Raw genomic sequence first — 18,108 nt, 5'->3', positions numbered from 1 at the left:
ATGGTGCAACGTTATCGTTTACTGCTGATCGTTGTGGCCATTGTGTTGCCCCTCGATCAGTTAACGAAAATCTACATTGATTCGACTATGGTGCTACACCAAAGCCGAACGGTGATCGAGCATTTTTTTAATATTTGCTACGTCCTTAATACGGGCGCAGCTTTCGGTATGCTTGCTAATAGCCCGTTTAGGGTGCCGTTGCTCGCAGGGGTAGCGTTATTTGCTTTAGCTGTTATCCTGTGGTTGTTTAAGCGCTTAGCCGTTGCACAACAATTGCAACGGTTAGGTTTGGCTCTGGTGTTTTCAGGTGCTATTGGCAACTTAATCGACCGTTTGCGCCTCGGGGCGGTGATCGATTTTATTGATGTGCATTGGTATCAAAATCACTGGCCTGCCTTTAATGTTGCTGATTCTGCGATCACTATCGGTGTTGGCCTGTTGTTGATTGACTTGTGGCGCGAAGAAAAACGACGCTCAAAGTAACCACTCAAGAAAAGAAACTGATATGAAGCGGACGATAGCTTTCGTTCGTTAGTACTGATGCTGTTGATGGCTGGTTGCGGGTGTATGGGTGGTTTGGGTCGTGATATCCAAGATAGTGGTAAATGGATAGAAGATACCGCTGATGGAATGAGGCTATGGGTCATAATGTAGCTGCGCGCTCTTTTTTAACCACCATTTGCAATCAAGTTGCAGCTATGTTAGTGTCTACTTATTCATGGCGGCGTTCAATCTGGACGGTCCGACCATAGACCCGCTCGTGAGGTGGACTGATCATACTCTGGTGTGTTCGGGACGAACCCTCTCTCTTAAGGGCAGCACTGGCTTGGAATGTTCCATTTCAAGTACGGGTGCGGGTGGCCCTGACCTTTAATCATAAACTAATCTATAAATTTCCAGCGCACTGCTGGTTGTCTGCGTTTCTGTGCGATCTACGTCTGTCACTTTCTGGTATCCCTTTTTTTGTCTTTGTTGACTCACGTCTATTCGCTTACCTTGTTTGTGTTCTATCCTCTCTGCGGTGTGTCTGGTCTGAAGTAATCGTTTTCTTCATTGGTGTTGAATTCGTTTGCGTCAGCCTACTTTCTAACCCGTAAAGGAGACACCATGGTAGCCGAGTGGCAAGGCCAACTCAGAGAATTTGTTAATACCATCGATCGCCTCGAACAGTACGTCAATTTAACCGATGAAGAGCGCACGGTCCTCATCGCCAACACCACCACTTGGGGAACGACGCCCTATTTTGCCTCGTTGATGGATCGTGATGATCCTAATTGCCCGATTCGCAAGCAGGTGATCCCATCCCGCCATGAGCAGGAAAATGTCTTTGGTATGGACAACTATCTAGTTTGGAAGGAGAATCGTGCTACGGATGAGGTGCGACCAGATAGTATTGCTCGCCAGTATCAGGATCGCGTCGCTTTTACCGTCACCCAAACGTGTGGTATTTACTGTCGCCATTGTTTTCGCAAGGAGTTAGTGGTTGATGGTGATCTGAAGTTGGATTTCAATGTTGATGAGGGGTTAGATTGGATTGCGGCTCACCCTGAGGTGCGTGATGTCTTGATCACTGGTGGCGACCCGCTACTGTTGCCTGATGACCAAATCGCTTATTTGCTAGACCGTCTGCGCCAGATTCCGCATCTGGAGATGGTCCGCATCGGTTCACGCGTGCCAATCGTGTTGCCGAGTCGCATCACCGAGAATTTGCAAAAGATTCTCGGCCGGTATCACAAGGTGCCGATCTGGATCAATACCCAGTGTAATCACCCCAAGGAATTAACGGAAGATACGGCGCGCGCTGTTTTTGACTTAATGCGGTGTGGAATAAATGTCGGCAACCAGGCGGTCCTGCTTAAGGGGATCAATGATGATGTCGAGACCTTTCGCGCCTTGCATCTGAAGCTGTTGACAGTACGAATTCGCCCTTATTATGTCTTCTATTGTGAAGCTGCTCCAGGTATTGACCATTTCCGCACTCCGGTTGAAAAAGGTGCCGAGCTGATCCGCGATGCATTGCGTGGTCATACGACTGGTTTGGCGCAGCCCATGTATGTGGTGGCTACTAATGTTGGTAAGATCCCGCTGATGCCTGATTATTATATTCAAGGAAAAACCGATCAAGAATATACCTTGAAAAACCATCTCGGCGATACGACCACCATTCCCAACATCCCAGAATGAAAAGAATTTTACCTTGATGGTAACTGTCAGTACGGTGGTGCTTACTGTACTGACAGTTAAAGGTCTAATTTAGTGTCTTGTCAAATTAGAGTGGGTGGCCATGCAGCACTTCGCTGGCCTGTAATATTTCATCGTTAGCACCGAGGAGCATTAATGTGTCGCCTTGCTCGATTTTGAATGATCCTGAGGGGTTGTAGATGGTTCGCTCTTTACGGATCACACCGACAACGGTAACGCCCACCTGATTTCTCAGGTCGATTTCGGCTAGTGAAGCATTCAGGTAAGGGGAATCGTCAGGGAGGGCTTGATAGTCAAGCCGGCCGCTATCGAGTACCGACAGTCCTTGCGCGGGAGCATTGGCAGCGACCATTGAATTGTAATGCTGTTGGCGCAATTGTGAAATGGCGTGGAGGATTCTCCCTTCGTTCATGTTAAAGCGGCGCATGAGATTATTTCCCAGCTGGAGGCTCGCTTCAAATTCATCAGGGATAACCACATCGGCACCGAGGTTATGTAGGTGATCAAGTTCTGCAACATAGCGGGTGCGTACGAGGATCGTGAAGTTCGGGTTTAGCTGTCTGGCAACGCTAATCGTGCGTGCGGCAGCGGCAGGATCATTGATCGATAAAACCAATGCTTTCGCTCGCTCAATGCCGACTTCGTGAAGTAGGTCACGCGAGGTCGCGTCACCGTAAATGATAAAATCACCATCCCGTTTTCCTCGCTGTACATTGGCGGCATTGAGTTCAATGTATAGATGGGGAATGTTAAATTGCTTCAGTATCCAACCAATATTTCTCCCTGAAAGTCCATAGCCAGCAATCAAAACGTGGCCAGTAAGATTGCCAGTTTTTTCTTGTATTTCAGGGTGAATCTCTTTAGCTGGAGTGCCTAATAGTGCTGCAATAGCCGCGGCCCATTGTTCAGCCTTTCCGGCAACAATGGGGGTGGCGATCATGGTTAAGGCGATAACTGCGAGAGTAATTTGATAGGTTGTATCTGAGATCAGAGCTAAATCTGTCGCACTTTTTAGGAATACAAACGAAAACTCACCTGCTTGAAAAAGTAAAAAACCGCTTAACAGCGCGATCCTCAGCGGATGACGACAGAGCAGTGTTGCTAGTGCTGCAGCGATAAACTTGATGAGAATTACGGCTAAGGTGGCGGCCAGTAGAAGTGGCCACTTGGCCACCACTAGCTGTAGGTTAACTAGCATGCCGATTGAGACGAAGAAGATGGCTAGAAACGTATCCCTAAATGGTAAGATATCGGACAGTGCTTGATGCGCATATGGTGATTCAGCGAGTGCCAAGCCCGCTAAGAATGCACCGAGTTCAAGCGATAAACCCACTTCGCCTGTGAGCCATGTCGTAGCGAGAATCAGGGCTAAGATTGTTATCCTAAACAGCTCTTGCGAGCGTGATTTAAGAATATTGAGTAGCAACGGTTGTAGCAAAAAACGGGAGAAGATAAATAATCCAATCAGTAAAGCTGCCACCTTACTAAAGGCGATGATTGAGAAGCCTAACTCTTGACCCGCAATAAGGGGTAGCGCAATGAGAAAGAATACCACCGCTAAATCTTGAGCAAGCAAGATGCCTAGCGCCATACGTCCGTGGACGGTATCAATTTGACCACGCTCGTTAAGAAGTTTAAGTACTATGGCTGTCGAGGAGAGCACCAGTGCCATTGCCAAAGGGATGGCTGCTTGCATCTGCACTCCGAGAACAGCAGCAATTCCTATCAGGGCTGCACCACTAAGAGCCATTTGGGCAAGACCACCACCTAGAATGAGATGCTTTAAGCGCATTAAGCGAGACACTGAAAATTCTAGTCCGATGGTGAATAGCAGTAAAATGACGCCAAATTCAGCGATCGCGCCGACATCTTTAACATTCTGTATGAGATGGAGACCGTAGGGCCCAGCAATCATGCCCGAAACGAGGTAGCCAATGATGGGTGATAGACGTAGTCGGGTAAAGATAAGAGCACTGCCAAGAGCTAAACCCAGAAGAATTAAAAGTTCGAGAAGAAATGAGTGCTCAGGCATGTCTGTGAGGCTTTCTCTTGTTGGTTGGTTAAAAATGACATTATACCGTATTGGTGGCAGGTTGTCGTTAAATCAAAAGGTTGCTGCACTACACAGAGGTGAAACGCGTTTATTGTACTGTTTCATGTCGATGTATGATACAAAACGCAGGCAATATTTTAACGAAGTATAAAAGCTAACTATTTGTTTTTTCATAGGAAGGTTGATAGCGTTATGCAACTAATAATAATCCTTGTCGTGGCTTATTTGGTCGGAGCCATCCCTAGCGGTGTGGTGCTGACTCGCATCGCTGGTGCTGGTGATGTTCGGCAGTCGGGCAGTGGAAATATTGGTGCGACAAACGTGTATCGCGTTGCAGGGAAACGTCTCGGGGTTTTGACTCTTGTTGCTGACATGCTCAAGGGCTTGTTGCCGTTGTTGGCGATGAAGTTATGGGGTGGCTTTAGTGAACAGCAGCTTGCACTGGTGGCCGTAGCTCTATTTGTTGGTCACTGCTATCCGATTTACCTCGGATTTAAAGGTGGTAAAGGGGTGGCTACGGCATTGGGGATTTACCTCGTTCTTTCTGCGGCATCGGTTGGTGTGGCTTTGTTGGTTTTTGCTGGAATATTGTGGCGTTGGCGCTATGTGTCACTCGCTTCAATCTGTGCCGCAGCGGTTATCCCATTTATGGTCTATCTGTTTGGCAGCTCCTTCCCCGTGATGATGGCAACTGTTTTAATTGCCAGTGGTGTTATTTACCGCCATTCTTCTAATATTCAACGGCTACGCAATGGCACAGAAACCAAATTTAAAGGGTAAGTCACCCGCCTTTGTTGAGCAGGGTGAGGGCCAATTCTGGCGACGCCTGTGGCAAGCGGCGCTGGTTTTTTCCCTCTTTGTTGGCATTCCTGTGCTGGTTTTTGCTGTGGTTGTTTTGCGGCCTATGCAGCCAGAATCTCTTAGCGCCGAAGATTCAGATGGTGTTGTCATTACCATTGAATCGGGTCAATCGGTGGCGAAGATCTCACAAACCCTTGCTGCCAAAGGTGTGATCACTGATCCGTTTATTTTTCGTTTGCTAGTGCGGTTAAAAGGCGAGGGACGAAAAATTCAAGCAGGCGTCTATCGAGTTCAGGGTGCGAAGTCAGCCCTCGATATTTTACAGATTCTTGTTGCCGGAAAGGTGGAGTTAGCGCAATGTACCCTCCCTGAGGGGATGACCGTCGTTGAGGTGGTCGATTTGTGTGCGCAATCTGGGTTGGGGGACAAGGCCCGTTATCATGCCCTATTGGAGGATGAATCTTTTCGGCAAAAGTTGAATATCAAGGTTTCATCTCTCGAAGGCTATCTGTTTCCTGAAACGTATCGCTTTGCACCTGGCAGTTCTGAACGGACAGTTTTGCAAGTGATGGTGAAGCAGACACAGCAGCACCTGACGGAATCACTTCTTACCGCGGCAAAAAAACACGGACTGGATGAGTTCCAACTTTTGACCCTAGCGTCGATTATTCAAAAAGAAGCTGGCAATGAACAAGAGATGCCACGCATTTCGGCTGTGTTTCATAATCGCCTCAAACGCGGCATGATGTTGCAGGCAGATCCTACGGTTATTTACGGTATTAAGGATTTTAACGGGAACTTGACCCGCAAGGATTTGCGTACCAGAACCCCCTATAATACCTATAGGATGCGCGGCTTGCCCGCAGGTCCCATTGCTAATTCAGGATTGTCTGCCCTGCATGCTGCCGCCTATCCTGAAGAGGGAAATTATCTTTATTTCGTTGCTACCGGTGAGGGCGGGCATTATTTCTCGCGCTCCCTTAAAGAGCACAATCGAGCGGTTCGCCGCTATCAACTAAAACGCTAATCTTCCCTTGTCATCTCTGTGAAAAAAGCCTAGGGTGTCTCCCTGCAAGACGATACCCATACCACTTAGGTTTGTTGAGTGTCGCCTATCGAGACTTGTTAATAAGGTTCGGAAGGTACCTATCACCTAGCCTCCCCTTTACGTAATCTTCTGTAAAGCTGAGACCATCTGATATCTATCTAACGATGAGCTTATCAGGAGGAGTACTGATGACTTCGCGTTTAGTGCCAGAGTTGCTGTGTTGCCTGAAAGAGGGCTACTCACGTAAAAAATTGGTTGAAGATTTAATGTCAGGGTTAATAGTTGGCGTAGTCGCGTTACCTTTAGCTATTGCATTTGCCATTGCATCGGGGGTAAAGCCTGAGCAGGGTCTGTTTACCGCAGTTATTGCTGGATTTCTTATTTCGTTATTCAGTGGTAGTCGCGTGCAAATTGGTGGGCCAACGGGTGCGTTTATTGTTGTTGTTTTTTCCATAGTTCAGCAGCATGGTTATGCAGGTTTAGCGGTTGCTACTATGATGGCGGGAGCACTGTTGATCGTGATGGGGGTGTGTCGTTTAGGTACGGCGATCAAGTTCATCCCCTATCCGATGACCGTCGGTTTTACCAGTGGCATTGCCTTGATTATCGCTATGACGCAAGTGAAAGATCTGCTTGGTTTGAGATTGGAAACAGCGGCAAGTAGTTTTGTTGGTCGTGTGGTGTTGTACTCGCATAACTTATCCTCTTTTTCCATCTATGCCGTTTTTGTCGCAGGGCTGGCGTTGGCGATTATTGTTCTATGGCCGCGTGTGACTAAAAAGATTCCCGGTTCGATTGTTGCCTTGATTGTGACCACGCTCATGGTACAGGGGTTTGATCTCCCTGTTGCAACCATTGGTAGTGCTTTCGGTCAAGTACCAACTATGTTACCTCGGCCCCAGCTGCCCCATTTTGAGTGGGCAATGATCCCCGCTTTAATTTCTCCAGCATTGACGATTGCTTTGCTCGCAGCGATTGAATCGTTGCTGTCAGCAGTGGTGGCCGATGGAATGACGGGCCATCGTCATAAATCTAATATGGAGTTGGTGGCACAGGGTATTGCAAATATTGTTTCACCATTGTTTGGTGGTATTCCAGCCACTGGAGCCATTGCTAGAACGGCAACCAATGTCAAAAATGGTGGTAAAACGCCTATTTCTGGATTAGTTCACGCGTTGACATTGCTCATGATTATGATGGTGTTTGGTCGTTGGGCCAGTCTCATCCCTTTAGCAACTTTGGCGGCAGTGTTGTTGATCGTTGCTTACCATATGAGCGAATGGCGTCACTTTGTGCGCTTATTTCGTTCGCCACGTAATGATATTTTTGTGATGCTGACCACATTTGCACTGACAGTATTTGTTGATTTAACCGTGGCAATTGAGGTCGGAGTGGTGTTGTCGGCGTTACTGTTTATGCAACGGATGGGTAGCGCAACACAGGTTCGCCACGTGAGTGGTTGTGGCGGTTTAGATGTAAATGAGGATGACGAAGAGGATGATCTCTCTATTTCGCTGTATCAAATTCCTGCGGGGGTTGAAGTGTTTGAGGTGCATGGGCCGTTTTTCTTTGGTGCCACGAATCAGTTTAAAGATACACTGAGTATTATCGAGGAGCCGCCCAAGGTTCTCATTTTACGTATGCGTCATATTTTTACGATTGATGCTACAGCTATTCGTGTTTTAGAGGATGTCTTCGAAAAAACACACAATGATAACACGCAGTTGATCTTATCAGGCGTTCAGGACAATGTGTTGATGAAGCTAAGACGGACGCATTTATATTCCGACCTTGGTGAGGAGCAGATTGCTTGTAATATTGATGCCGCGCTCAAAAGAGCGCAGGTGCTGTTGGCTTTGTCTGAAGTAGATGATGAGATCTCTACTCTTTGATTTTATTGCGTTTTTTAAACTGAATCAGCCACTCTTGCAGTTCCCGTTCTTCGTGTTCAAGCTCAAATGGATTGATTAAACCACGGTGTGTCGCAACAGAAACGGCTCTGTTGCGCGGGTTGAAGGCATCGCCAACCTTCTCCGTTTGAAATTGTTCTTGGTCGATACTGAGCTTGTTGTACAGAGAGTTCAGACGGCTCTGTACGCCTCGGCGAGAAAGGTAGCGGCGCTGGGCAATCAGGTTGTCTGTTAGTCCAAGAGAAATATCAATGAGTGCTTCGAATTCAATATCTGAAAGAGCGGTTTGACTGTGTCCTGTTCGACCTTGAACCTTTCGTACGTCTGGGTCAATCCAGCATTGTTCATCAATTAGCACGGTAACAACAGCCGAGGCGATACGACTCTTAGTGTTCGATTTTAGGATGTAACCGTAAACGGTTTCTGGCGGTACGATCTTTAGCAGCGAGCGAACATACATCTCATCTTTAAATTGACTCCAAAAAACTATCCGTGCTTGAGGCTTTTGATCCCAAAGTGCCTTGGCAAAATCAATTCCGTTCAATTCAGGCATTTGTATATCACTAATGACCAGCGGGTTTTCAACCTCCAGCGCCATTTCAAGGGCAGCCTGGCCATTTGGTGCCCGAGCAATGGTGAAATTTGCTAGGTCACAATCAGCTAAAAGCTGTTCAAGAAATTCAAAATCTTTGGGATTGTCTTCGGCGATAATAACTTTAAATGCTGGCATGGTGTCTCTCCGTTTTAATTGTCGTCTACTGGTTCCAGCGGTGTTTAAGTTGTTTCTGTTTCGGCATTTTTGCTATGTTCCATTGATACTTCAAAGCGCGTTCCTGTGGAAAAACGAGAGGAACGCCATTCAACCGTAGCGCCGATTGTACGGGCTCGCTCTTGAATGTTATGCAGACCCCGGCCTAGAGCGTCCTTTGATAGGGTGAATCCGCAACCGTTATCTTCAACCGATAGAACGATAAGTTGATTTGCTACATCAAAATTGACTTCGTAGCGTGTTGCCCCAGAGTGACGATACACATTGTGTACAGCTTCAACGATGATGCGGTAGAGCTGAAGTTGGACCGATTTTGAAAGAACAAGTTCTTCAGCTAAGTCCGAAGCATAGTAGTTGCTTTCGATACTGTGGCCATTGCCATTTTGGTGGGTTTCAATGTGAGATTGTAGCGCTGCATTGAGGCCTAACACATCTAGGGTTTGTGGATGCAAATCATCCATGACCTCCCTTAAATTATTGATAGATCCCTGTAGCTCTGTTTCGATTTTTATCGCAACTTTCGCGCATGTACCCGATTTTAATTCTTGAACGTCGCGTAGAATACTTGAGAGGTCCGAAAGAGTCTGATCGTGCAAGTCGCGAGCAATTCGCCGTCGCTCCTCTTCTGCCCCTTCAAGTAATTTTTCGGCAACAACAACACGAATCAATTTGTCGGCCATATTACCAAGGGAAACGTTGAGATCATCAAGCTCATCGCTGATTGTTTCGGGGGCGGTACTTAGTTTGCGTTCGCCACGCAGTAGGCTGCTTGCTCCAGACGAAATCAGTTGGATTCGGCGTAAAATTCTACGTGCAAAAAATAGAGATAATAAAATCCCTAAAACAATGGATGCGCTCATGACGATAAGGGAGACCAGAGCCGTTCGTGCAACCAACTCATCAATACTTTTGTTTTGTTCTCGTTTAATTTTACCGCGTTGGCTGCGAGCCGTTTCAATAAGGGTGATCACTTTAGGACGCATGACTGAGAGGGCAGAAAGAAAACGTTCTGTATCAATACCCTCACTGGGATCGAGGTCTGCGACGGCTTGATTTAATACGGTAACTGTTTCAGGTGGAACCTTTAGGTGAGTCACTGTGTGATTTATGGCTCGAGAAAGGTGAGAATAAAGTTGATCCATCTCTTCGAGGCGCGGCGCATTAACAACAAAATTACGACGCAGTGCCGTTGATAACGCGTGGATTCGCTTTGCCGCAAGATCAGCTTCAGCTAACGAGATGAACACCTTAACGAGGTCGTTCGCCTGACGACGTTTGACCGATAAATCCCAGTAAGTATACTGAAGGAAAATCAGTAAAAGTCCCATGATTAAAAGGACGGCTGCTGGGGCCATTAGGATTTGGTGTTTGAGTTTAATACGCATGGTAGAAAGGCTAGCATAGGCAATTTAATTACGCACTGTGCGAATGCACAGTGCGTGTTTGTTGCTTTTTTTGTGCCATGAGTCGCTGGCCTGTTTATTATCGCTGGTGGTTCGAATCGATACCGTTACTCAAGGTTTAATGTCGTGAAAAATAAACCGTTGCCACGTTGAATAAGGAGGCGTTGAACTCTCTCATGGTTGTCTGAAGCGATCGCCTTGTTGAGGTCGCGTTGGTTAGAGATTTGTTGATTATTGTACTCGACGATTACATCTCCGGGGAGCAGCTTAGCTTGCTCTGCAACGTCGCCCGGCAGGACCGAGGTGATCACAACGCCTTGCTCCGCATGGATGTTTAGGCGTCTTTTAATCTCATCGCTAAGGTCCATGGTTGTGATGCCGAGTGGGTTCTCTCGAACAGGTGCTGTGGCGATCTTTTCGTCAGCATCTAGTTCGCCAATGATCACCATAACATTTAGGTTCTTGCCACCGCGATAGATACCGATATTTGCGGCATCGCCAATAGCAATGTCGGCCACTAAGCGTGGCAGATCGTTGATTGTCTCGATCTTATGTTCGTCGAGAGTTACAATAATATCTCCCCGTTTTAAGCCTGACTGTTGAGCTGGTGAGCTTTCTGCAATGGAGGAGATCAGTGCTCCACTTGTTGTTTTAAGGCCAAAAGAATCGGCGAGATCTTTGGATACTTTTTGTATGGTGACACCTAGCCAGCCTCGTGTGACATGACCTGTCTCTTTAAGTTGAGGCAAAATGTTTTTCGCTGCATTAATAGGAATCGCGAAGCCGATCCCTTGTGCCCCAGAGACGATGGCTGCGTTAATTCCGACAACTTCTCCGCGTGTATTAAATAGCGGACCGCCCGAATTACCCGGGTTAATAGAGGCATCCGTTTGGATGAAATTATCATATGGTCCTGCGCCAAGAACTCTCCCTTTGGCTGAAACAATACCAACCGTTACCGTTTGCTGGAGCCCAAACGGGTTGCCGATTGCCATGACCCATTCACCAATCTCAAGTTCATCGCTGTTGCCCAGTGATACTGTTGGCAGCTTTTCATCTGTTTCAATTTTTAATAGTGCAAGATCAAGTTTTTGGTCAATGCCTTGTACTGTCGCCGAGAAGACTCTTCCTCCAGCAATTTGAACTTTGATCTCAACCGCATTGTCAACGACATGCTCGTTGGTCAGAATGTAGCCATCATCTGAAATAATAAAGCCTGATCCCAGTGATTTTTTTTGGTCATTCGGGCCATTGTATTCTTGCAGGAAGTTTTTGAAAAACTCCTCAAAGAAATCACGGTGAGTCGATGACGGTTGCTGATCACTGGAAGGCGCTGATTGGTTGCGTAATGACGTGCTGATGTTTACTACAGCAGGCTTTAGCTGTTTAGTTAATGCTACAAAATCAGGCGTATGGCTCCAAACTGTCGCTGGAACGAAGAGTGTTAAGGCCAAAAGAAGTCGAAATATGGTGATCTGTTTCATGCAGTTCCTCCATGAAATTTAATTGTTTATTTGGCCAAGTAAATAACATGTATCTCTTTGGGCGCAAGTATTATGTATGCGTTATGCTGTTTCTGATTTTGTTTTTGTTTTTGGCCCATCTACAGGGAGGCTGATTGAAAATGTGCTGCCAACATCGGGAGTTGATGTAACTCGAATCGTGCCGTTATGGGCATCGGCAACCCATTGGACAATTGCTAATCCGAGACCTGTGCCGCCAGTGCTGCGGTTGCGTGCTTCGTCAGTACGATAAAATCGTTCAAAAATATGGGGCAGATGTTTGGGGGAAATTCCGATGCCGTTATCACTGATTTCAATAATCACTTGAGTGTCTTGACGATCGACATCGATGGTTACGGTGCCGTTGTCCTGAGTATAGCGAATAGCATTGCTGATCAGATTTAGAAAAAGTTGACGTAAACGGAGGTCGTCGCCACGAATTACAATCTCTGAATTGACCTTGTGCCTCAAGGTTACCTCAATATTTTTTGGTTCAGCGAGCGTTCGCCCTTGCAGGTAAAGTTCTTGCAGTAAGTCGCTTAAGCTGATTTCACGAATCGATAATGGTAGTTCGCCTGATTCGCTTTTAGCGAGGGTCAGTAGGTCTTCAATGATCCTGCCCATCCGATCAATCTCTTCCATGTTTGATTGGAGGATGTTACGCATCTCTTCCGTCGTTTTCGCCCACCGTAAACCAACTTCAGTTTCACCGCGTAAAATTGTCAATGGTGTACGAAGTTCATGGGAAGCATCTCCTGAAAATTGTCGAATCCTTTTTGCCCCCGATTCAAGGCGGTCGAGCATCGTGTTGTATTCTGTAATTAGGACATTAGAGTCCTTACAGTTCTCGGAGTTAGGGAACCGGAGGCTGAGATTGTCGATAGTGATTTCGCGACAGCGTCGTGTTAGTGCGAATAGCGGATTGATGCAACGATCAATACGCCAGCTGAACAGCATAACAATGGTGACGAGTAAGAAGATATAAGGGATGATGAGCGGGAGAAGTATCTCGAAGTTTAGCCCTTGATTCATAGCTATTGTTCCAGCGCTAGCAGCGGCTTTCGCTACGCGGGAAGAATAGGTAAGGCAAACCACAGCGCTGGCTGTCGAAGTGACAGCCAGCGCGAGGGCAGCCCAAAGGACTAGGCGATCTTTTGCTGAATGGGGCAGGAGCAATTAGTCCTCCTTTAGGACATAACCAACACCACGGATCGTGTGAATAAGCTTTTTGGTGTGGTCCTTGTCAACCTTTTTACGTAGGTAGTTAACGTAAACATCAATGATGTTGGTGAATGAATCGAAGGTGTAGTCCCATACATGCTCAGCAATCATAGCGCGTGTTAGTACTTGATTTGGATTCCGCATAAAGTACTCAAGAAGGCCATACTCTTTGGCCGTAAGTTCGATGCTTTTGTCAGAACGCCACACTTTGTGAGTTACAGGGTCAAGGCGTAGGTCGGCAAAATAGATCTCTGCACCACGGTCTTTAGCTCCGCGACGTACCAGCGCTTTAACACGGGCCAAAAGTTCTGCGAAAGCAAAAGGTTTAGTCAGGTAGTCATCGCTGCCACTGTCGAGGCCAGCAACGATATCCTCAACACTATCTTTAGCTGTAAGGCATAATACCGGTGCGGTGATCTCTTTGTTGCGTAGCTCTTTAATGACGGTAAGACCATCTTTTTTCGGTAGCATTACGTCCATGAGGATCAGGTCGTAATGGTTAGCTTCTGCCATCGAGAGGCCCTCTTCACCGTTGGTTGCAATGTCAACGTTAAATGATTCCTCTTCAAGGCCACGCTGGATAAAGCTAGCGACCTTCTTTTCGTCTTCAACGACTAGGATTTTCATTGGTAGTACTCCTCTATCTGCAATCTCTTGCGATTGATAATGTGCAACTTACGTTGCAATGCGAAATTAAATTATCGTGATGTGCGATGAACTATTTTAATTTCAATTTAACTAAGACCTCATTTGCAGTCTCTTCAACTGCCTTTCCTGTTACGTTTATAATGGACCATTTTTGCTTGCGGAAAAATGCTTTTGCTTGTTTTAACTCTGCCTCGACTTGTTCGAAATCAGCATATGCTGTACGCGGGTCTTGACCGAGGTTGCGTAATCGTGAAGCGCGAAGTTCAACCAAGCGTTCAGGGTTAATGACCAGTCCAATCACCCGCTTATGGTCAATGCTCAATAGCTCCTTTGGCGGCTCAATACCACTAACTAGTGGGATATTCGCCACTTTCCAACCACGGTGAGCAAGGTAGATAGAAAGAGGTGTCTTGCTTGTTCGTGAAACTCCGACAAGAACAATGTCCGCCTTATTTAAAAAGCGTGTTTCTTGACCATCATCATTTCGCACCGTAAATTCAACGGCATCGATACGGCGAAAATACTCTTCGTCAACGCCATGAAGTAGACCTGGTGTTTCATTTGGCGTCGCACCAAGAAATTCTGAGCAGCGCACAAGTAACGGTGTCATAATGTCAAAGTTTGTTAATCCTAAAGCCTCACATTCGTCGTGAACCAAGCGTGATAGCTCGCGATTAACCATTGTGTAGATCACCAGTGCTCGCTGACTGACCGCCGCGTCAAGAGCTTCATACACCTGGTTTTTTGTGCGTACATTGCTAATTCGGTTCAGTTGCACTCCAGCACCACGAAATTGGGTGAGCGCTGCATTGACTAAGTTTTCAGCTGTTTCCCCTGTCGCATCGGAGAGGAGAAAAACCTTAGGATTATCCATTTTGGCCTGTATTGGTCTATTCAACGTATCATCGATTCATTAGCCTTTTTAAAGACTGTACCAGATATGAGGAGAACTGCAAGTCTCACTCGTCTGAAATTGGCTACCAATTAATGAATGGTTAAACCACTATATGGTTTATTGGAACCAAGTAGAGTATTTAGTTCATTAGTATCGGTAAAGTTAAACGCAATCGATGATTGATTGTCAAGGTTTTTTATTGCCTTTAGGGGAGAGCTTTGTTACATAAGCGAAATGACTGAAAAATGGCTTGAAATAATGTTACGTATTCCCGTGTCGACAGCGGATCTTCTGTGCCATGAGCTGAATGAGCTTGGCAGTGTGGGTGTTGTTGTCGAAGAGCGATCACTGGATACGTTTATTCCCCCCGATCCAGATGAAACAGATAGCGATATTTTTACGGTGAAAGCTTACTTTGAAGATTGTTCGCGTCAGGCTGTTTTATTGCAGGATCTTGAATTGTGCCTTCAGCGGCTCGCACTCATTCATCCCGAATTAACGGATGTCCAAATTGTTGTTGGTGAAATGGGCCAACAAGATTGGGCTGAGGACTGGAAACAGCACTTTTCGACCACTCACATAGGGGATCGGTTAGTGATTAAGCCAAGCTGGGAGGAGTATTGCCCACACGATGATGATGTCGTTGTGACCCTCGACCCCGGCATGGCATTTGGTACTGGAACGCACGGTACAACGCATCTTTGCCTTGAGACTTTGGCGCAACTCTTTGATCGCAGCTCTCCTGATTGTCCGCCGCCGAATCGTGTTTTAGATGTTGGTACGGGGTCGGGTATTTTGGCGATTGCTGCTGCGGCATTAGGGGCAAGTGAGATTATCGCCTGCGATATTGATTCAGATGCGTGTGGAACGGCACGAGATAACATCGCTCAAAATGGTTTAAGTGCTTCTATTGAGGTCACAGATACTCTTCTTGAAGAGTTGCCGGATAATTTTGATGTGATCTTAGCCAATATCCTCGCTGAAGAAAATATTCGTCTTTCTCAGCCGTTGGTGGATCGTCTTGCACCTCGGGGGACTTTGATTCTGTCAGGTATCCTTGATGAAAAAGTTGCTCTTGTCACGGAAGCATTTGCCGCGTTCAATATGATTGGGCCACAGATTTATTATGAGCAGGAATGGGCTTGTATCGTCTATACTAAGGCAGATTGATGCGTCGTTTCTTTGTTCCAGAAGGACTGATTTGCTCAACTAAAATCTCGTTACCGAAAGAGGTTGCGCATCATATTAAAACGGTTCTTCGCCTACGGCAGGGAGCCGATGTCTTACTCTGTGATGGACATGGTCAGTGTTGTCATGCTCAAATTGAAGCGCTGAGTTCAAATGGTGGTTCTGTTGTGGTTGTCGACCAATGGTTTGAGGAGGAAACAGCACTGCGATTTGAATTGATCCAGGCGCTTCCTTCTGGTGATAAGTTTGATCTGATTTTACAGAAGAACACTGAACTCGGTGTCTCAAGGTTTCAGCCTATCACAACTGATCGTTGTCAATTCTCAGTGCCAGAAAATAAGTTAGCTCGAAAAATGGAACGCTGGCAACGAATTATTAATGAAGCAGCACGGCAGTCGGGGCGCGGATGGCTACCTCTTGTCGAAACACCGTTGGCTCTTGAGCAAGTTGTGTCACTGTGCCAAGCACAGCTTAAGTTAATTTTATGGGAAGAAGCTACGCTGCCGATTCGGGATGTTTTGCCCACCCAGCCTCCTGAGAGTGTCGCTGTTATCGTCGGCCCCGAAGGGGGATTGAGTTCTGCCGAAGTTGGTTGTGCATTGAAGCATGGCTTTATTCCTGTTGGCTTAGGGCCACGGATTATGCGTACTGAGACGGCGGGTTTCGCCCTTTCAGCGATTTTACAGTTTCATTATGGTGATTTAAATCTCGTACCAAAACGAGATGCGATAACGACTTGATCTTGATGGGTGTTTTTGAATCTTAGTTAGATAAACTATCGACCATTAGGGAAGATCAAACAGTATGCGATGTTCACAATGTGGTTATAATAACTTTGACGGTTTAGAAAACTGTAAAAAATGCGGTGACTTTTTGTCCATTAATGGGGGGGGGGCTGAGAGTGCCCCGGCTGATCTGGATGGCCCAGCACAACCTTCCTTACCCTTGCCGTCCTCTAATTTATCACCGACCCAGATGGGTCAAAATAGTGTACCCTCTATGCCGCGCAAGGAGAGGGTGTTTCCCTCTTTTTTACAGTCACGTGATCACGCAGGGAACTTTATCACAGGGGTGGATGATGACATCACCAGCTTTGTACCAATGAGTGAGGAACCTTCTGTCGGTGAAGACGTGCCGCATTACGTTGTCCGCCGCATTATTGCAACAATTCTAGACCTCGTTGTTATTGCTTCGATCTGGTGTAGCTTTGTTGCTGTAGGTGCATGGGGCTTCGATCAGCTATTTCTCGACTTTTTCCACCTATTACTCGAAAACGTGTCATTGCGTATCTCGTATTATCTCATACTGATTGCATCCCTTTTGAGTTACTTCACGTTGTTGCACCGTACAGGGCAAACCGTGGGGAAAATGGTGGTTAAGCTCACTGTTGTGAGCAAAAATGGTGACTTGCTGAGTTTTGGTGAGGGAGGCTTTCGTACCGTTGGTGGTCTGTTGTCGCTGTTGTGTGGTGGTTGGGGCTATTTTCGAGTAGTGTTTGATGTAGAACAGCGAGGATGGAATGATCGTTTTGCCGGAACTCGTGTTGTGGCAAATGTTGAGACTCTCGCCGATGAAGATGACCCGTTGGCATGTGGATCAAAATGTGACGAGGTGAACGGATGAAATTTGTTAAAATGCAGGGCGCTGGTAACGATTATGTTTATGTGGATTGTTTTAACCAAACCGTTAACGATCCTGCCACTCTAGCGCAACAGGTCAGTGATCGTCATTTTGGCATCGGCTCAGATGGTTTAATTTTGATCCTCCCTTCCCAGTGCGCCGATGTTCAAATGCGTATTTATAACGCTGATGGTAGCGAAGCCGAAATGTGTGGCAATGGTGTGCGCTGCGTGGCGAAATATGTTTATGATCATGGAATTGCTGTCCAGCACAGTTTGAAGGTTGAAACACAGTCAGGCGTATTGACGTTGGAACTGTTTACTGATGACAGAGATCACGTTAATCGGGTTCGTGTTGATATGGGCCAGCCACGGTTATGTCGTCATGAAATTCCGATGCTCGGCGATGGCCAAAGTCAGGCCCTTAATGTGCCTCTTGAGGTTGAAGATCGAACTTTTGTTGTTAGTTGTCTATCTATGGGTAATCCTCATTGTGTTGTTTTTGTCGATGATGTTGAAAATTTTCCCGTCCATTATTGGGGCCCGTTGATCGAAAACCATCCGCAATTTCCCCGTCGAATCAATGTTGAATTTGTTCAAGTGGTCTCAACCACTGAGGTTCGACAGCGTACGTGGGAACGTGGTGCGGGTGAGACACTTGCCTGTGGTACGGGTGCTTCAGCTGTAACTGTTGCGGCTTTTTTAGCGGGGCACACCCAGCGTATTATTACCAATCACCTCGCTGGGGGTGACCTGCAAATGGAGTATCACGAATCGGGAGCACTCTATATGACAGGCCCTGCAGTTGAGGTCTTCAGTGGTGAATTCCCAGAGTCGAAACCTTAGGCG

The 18,108-nt window shown here is 46.6% G+C and carries 16 protein-coding genes; 9 read left to right on the top strand and 7 right to left on the bottom strand.

Annotated elements, in window-relative coordinates:
• Both lspA and ACZ5KY_RS01380 read left to right on the top strand, forming a co-directional pair.
• Entirely contained in the window at nucleotides 1–483 is a 483-nt protein-coding gene (lspA, locus tag ACZ5KY_RS01385; RefSeq protein ID WP_464242124.1) for a signal peptidase II, read from the top strand.
• Between the two features lie 624 nt (nucleotides 484–1,107).
• Nucleotides 1,108–2,184: a KamA family radical SAM protein gene (locus ACZ5KY_RS01380; RefSeq protein WP_464242123.1), complete on the top strand. Its 1,077-nt coding sequence runs from the start codon at nucleotides 1,108–1,110 to the stop codon at nucleotides 2,182–2,184.
• A gap of 85 nt (nucleotides 2,185–2,269) precedes the next feature.
• On the opposite strand, the gene ACZ5KY_RS01375 is transcribed toward ACZ5KY_RS01380, so the two are convergent.
• Nucleotides 2,270–4,234 carry a monovalent cation:proton antiporter family protein gene (locus ACZ5KY_RS01375; RefSeq protein ID WP_464242122.1) on the bottom strand — a complete coding sequence of 655 codons (1,965 nt, stop codon included), beginning with the start codon at nucleotides 4,232–4,234 and terminating at the stop codon, nucleotides 2,270–2,272.
• A gap of 213 nt (nucleotides 4,235–4,447) precedes the next feature.
• Between ACZ5KY_RS01375 and plsY the strand changes: the two genes are divergently transcribed.
• The 3 genes from plsY to ACZ5KY_RS01360 all read left to right on the top strand — a co-directional run bounded on the left by plsY (nucleotide 4,448) and on the right by ACZ5KY_RS01360 (nucleotide 7,996).
• The gene (gene plsY / locus ACZ5KY_RS01370) at nucleotides 4,448–5,035 is read left to right on the top strand and encodes a glycerol-3-phosphate 1-O-acyltransferase PlsY (protein ID WP_464242121.1); all 588 of its coding nucleotides are present in this window, start codon (nucleotides 4,448–4,450) and stop codon (nucleotides 5,033–5,035) included.
• The gene (gene mltG / locus ACZ5KY_RS01365) at nucleotides 5,007–6,083 is read left to right on the top strand and encodes an endolytic transglycosylase MltG (RefSeq protein WP_464242120.1); all 1,077 of its coding nucleotides are present in this window, start codon (nucleotides 5,007–5,009) and stop codon (nucleotides 6,081–6,083) included. The genes plsY and mltG overlap by 29 nt, the downstream gene beginning before the upstream one ends.
• A 209-nt stretch (nucleotides 6,084–6,292) precedes the next feature.
• The gene (locus ACZ5KY_RS01360) at nucleotides 6,293–7,996 is read left to right on the top strand and encodes a SulP family inorganic anion transporter (RefSeq protein ID WP_464242119.1); all 1,704 of its coding nucleotides are present in this window, start codon (nucleotides 6,293–6,295) and stop codon (nucleotides 7,994–7,996) included.
• Here ACZ5KY_RS01360 and ACZ5KY_RS01355 read toward each other — a convergent pair.
• From ACZ5KY_RS01355 to ACZ5KY_RS01330, 6 genes are all read right to left on the bottom strand, one after another.
• Nucleotides 7,986–8,744 carry a response regulator gene (locus ACZ5KY_RS01355; RefSeq protein ID WP_464242118.1) on the bottom strand — a complete coding sequence of 253 codons (759 nt, stop codon included), beginning with the start codon at nucleotides 8,742–8,744 and terminating at the stop codon, nucleotides 7,986–7,988. The two genes, ACZ5KY_RS01360 and ACZ5KY_RS01355, sit on opposite strands and share 11 nt — an antisense overlap.
• Nucleotides 8,745–8,788: 44 nt before the next feature.
• Nucleotides 8,789–10,111, bottom strand: coding sequence for a sensor histidine kinase (locus ACZ5KY_RS01350; protein WP_464242117.1), 1,323 nt, complete (start codon nucleotides 10,109–10,111; stop codon nucleotides 8,789–8,791).
• A gap of 182 nt (nucleotides 10,112–10,293) precedes the next feature.
• Nucleotides 10,294–11,670, bottom strand: coding sequence for a DegQ family serine endoprotease (locus ACZ5KY_RS01345; protein WP_464242116.1), 1,377 nt, complete (start codon nucleotides 11,668–11,670; stop codon nucleotides 10,294–10,296).
• 81 nt (nucleotides 11,671–11,751) lie between these two features.
• Nucleotides 11,752–12,864, bottom strand: a complete 1,113-nt coding sequence (locus ACZ5KY_RS01340) for a sensor histidine kinase (RefSeq protein WP_464242115.1) — start codon at nucleotides 12,862–12,864, stop codon at nucleotides 11,752–11,754.
• A complete protein-coding gene (locus ACZ5KY_RS01335) occupies nucleotides 12,865–13,536 on the bottom strand; it encodes a response regulator (protein ID WP_464242114.1) in 672 nt (223 codons plus the stop codon).
• Between the two features lie 91 nt (nucleotides 13,537–13,627).
• Nucleotides 13,628–14,431 (bottom strand): pyruvate, water dikinase regulatory protein, encoded by an 804-nt coding sequence (locus tag ACZ5KY_RS01330; RefSeq protein WP_464242113.1) that lies wholly within the window; start codon nucleotides 14,429–14,431, stop codon nucleotides 13,628–13,630.
• 255 nt (nucleotides 14,432–14,686) lie between these two features.
• Between ACZ5KY_RS01330 and prmA the strand changes: the two genes are divergently transcribed.
• The 4 genes from prmA (at nucleotide 14,687) to dapF (ending at nucleotide 18,105) form a co-directional block, all read left to right on the top strand.
• Nucleotides 14,687–15,622: a 50S ribosomal protein L11 methyltransferase gene (prmA, locus tag ACZ5KY_RS01325; RefSeq protein WP_464242112.1), complete on the top strand. Its 936-nt coding sequence runs from the start codon at nucleotides 14,687–14,689 to the stop codon at nucleotides 15,620–15,622.
• The gene (locus tag ACZ5KY_RS01320; protein ID WP_464242111.1) at nucleotides 15,622–16,380 is read left to right on the top strand and encodes a 16S rRNA (uracil(1498)-N(3))-methyltransferase; all 759 of its coding nucleotides are present in this window, start codon (nucleotides 15,622–15,624) and stop codon (nucleotides 16,378–16,380) included. Before prmA ends, ACZ5KY_RS01320 begins: the two co-directional genes overlap by 1 nt.
• A 64-nt stretch (nucleotides 16,381–16,444) precedes the next feature.
• Entirely contained in the window at nucleotides 16,445–17,263 is an 819-nt protein-coding gene (locus ACZ5KY_RS01315; protein WP_464242110.1) for an RDD family protein, read from the top strand.
• Nucleotides 17,260–18,105: a diaminopimelate epimerase gene (gene dapF, locus ACZ5KY_RS01310; protein WP_464242109.1), complete on the top strand. Its 846-nt coding sequence runs from the start codon at nucleotides 17,260–17,262 to the stop codon at nucleotides 18,103–18,105. Before ACZ5KY_RS01315 ends, dapF begins: the two co-directional genes overlap by 4 nt.
• The last annotated feature ends 3 nt before the right edge of the window (nucleotides 18,106–18,108 follow it).

The organism is Desulfuromonas svalbardensis (genome assembly GCF_055389415.1).
Note: the sequence above shows the minus strand (reverse complement) of the source record. Positions and strands in the feature narration are given on the sequence as shown.

Excerpts from the sequence above, each read along its gene's own strand:
- lspA (WP_464242124.1), top strand. The coding sequence starts at position 1 with ATGGTGCAACGTTATCGTTTACTGCTGATCGTTGTGGCCATTGTGTTG.
- ACZ5KY_RS01380 (WP_464242123.1), top strand. The coding sequence starts at position 1,108 with ATGGTAGCCGAGTGGCAAGGCCAACTCAGAGAATTTGTTAATACCATC.
- ACZ5KY_RS01375 (WP_464242122.1), bottom strand. The coding sequence starts at position 4,234 with ATGCCTGAGCACTCATTTCTTCTCGAACTTTTAATTCTTCTGGGTTTA.
- plsY (WP_464242121.1), top strand. The coding sequence starts at position 4,448 with ATGCAACTAATAATAATCCTTGTCGTGGCTTATTTGGTCGGAGCCATC.
- mltG (WP_464242120.1), top strand. The coding sequence starts at position 5,007 with ATGGCACAGAAACCAAATTTAAAGGGTAAGTCACCCGCCTTTGTTGAG.
- ACZ5KY_RS01360 (WP_464242119.1), top strand. The coding sequence starts at position 6,293 with ATGACTTCGCGTTTAGTGCCAGAGTTGCTGTGTTGCCTGAAAGAGGGC.
- ACZ5KY_RS01355 (WP_464242118.1), bottom strand. The coding sequence starts at position 8,744 with ATGCCAGCATTTAAAGTTATTATCGCCGAAGACAATCCCAAAGATTTT.
- ACZ5KY_RS01350 (WP_464242117.1), bottom strand. The coding sequence starts at position 10,111 with ATGGGACTTTTACTGATTTTCCTTCAGTATACTTACTGGGATTTATCG.
- ACZ5KY_RS01345 (WP_464242116.1), bottom strand. The coding sequence starts at position 11,670 with ATGAAACAGATCACCATATTTCGACTTCTTTTGGCCTTAACACTCTTC.
- ACZ5KY_RS01335 (WP_464242114.1), bottom strand. The coding sequence starts at position 13,536 with ATGAAAATCCTAGTCGTTGAAGACGAAAAGAAGGTCGCTAGCTTTATC.
- ACZ5KY_RS01330 (WP_464242113.1), bottom strand. The coding sequence starts at position 14,431 with ATGGATAATCCTAAGGTTTTTCTCCTCTCCGATGCGACAGGGGAAACA.
- prmA (WP_464242112.1), top strand. The coding sequence starts at position 14,687 with ATGACTGAAAAATGGCTTGAAATAATGTTACGTATTCCCGTGTCGACA.
- ACZ5KY_RS01320 (WP_464242111.1), top strand. The coding sequence starts at position 15,622 with ATGCGTCGTTTCTTTGTTCCAGAAGGACTGATTTGCTCAACTAAAATC.
- ACZ5KY_RS01315 (WP_464242110.1), top strand. The coding sequence starts at position 16,445 with ATGCGATGTTCACAATGTGGTTATAATAACTTTGACGGTTTAGAAAAC.
- dapF (WP_464242109.1), top strand. The coding sequence starts at position 17,260 with ATGAAATTTGTTAAAATGCAGGGCGCTGGTAACGATTATGTTTATGTG.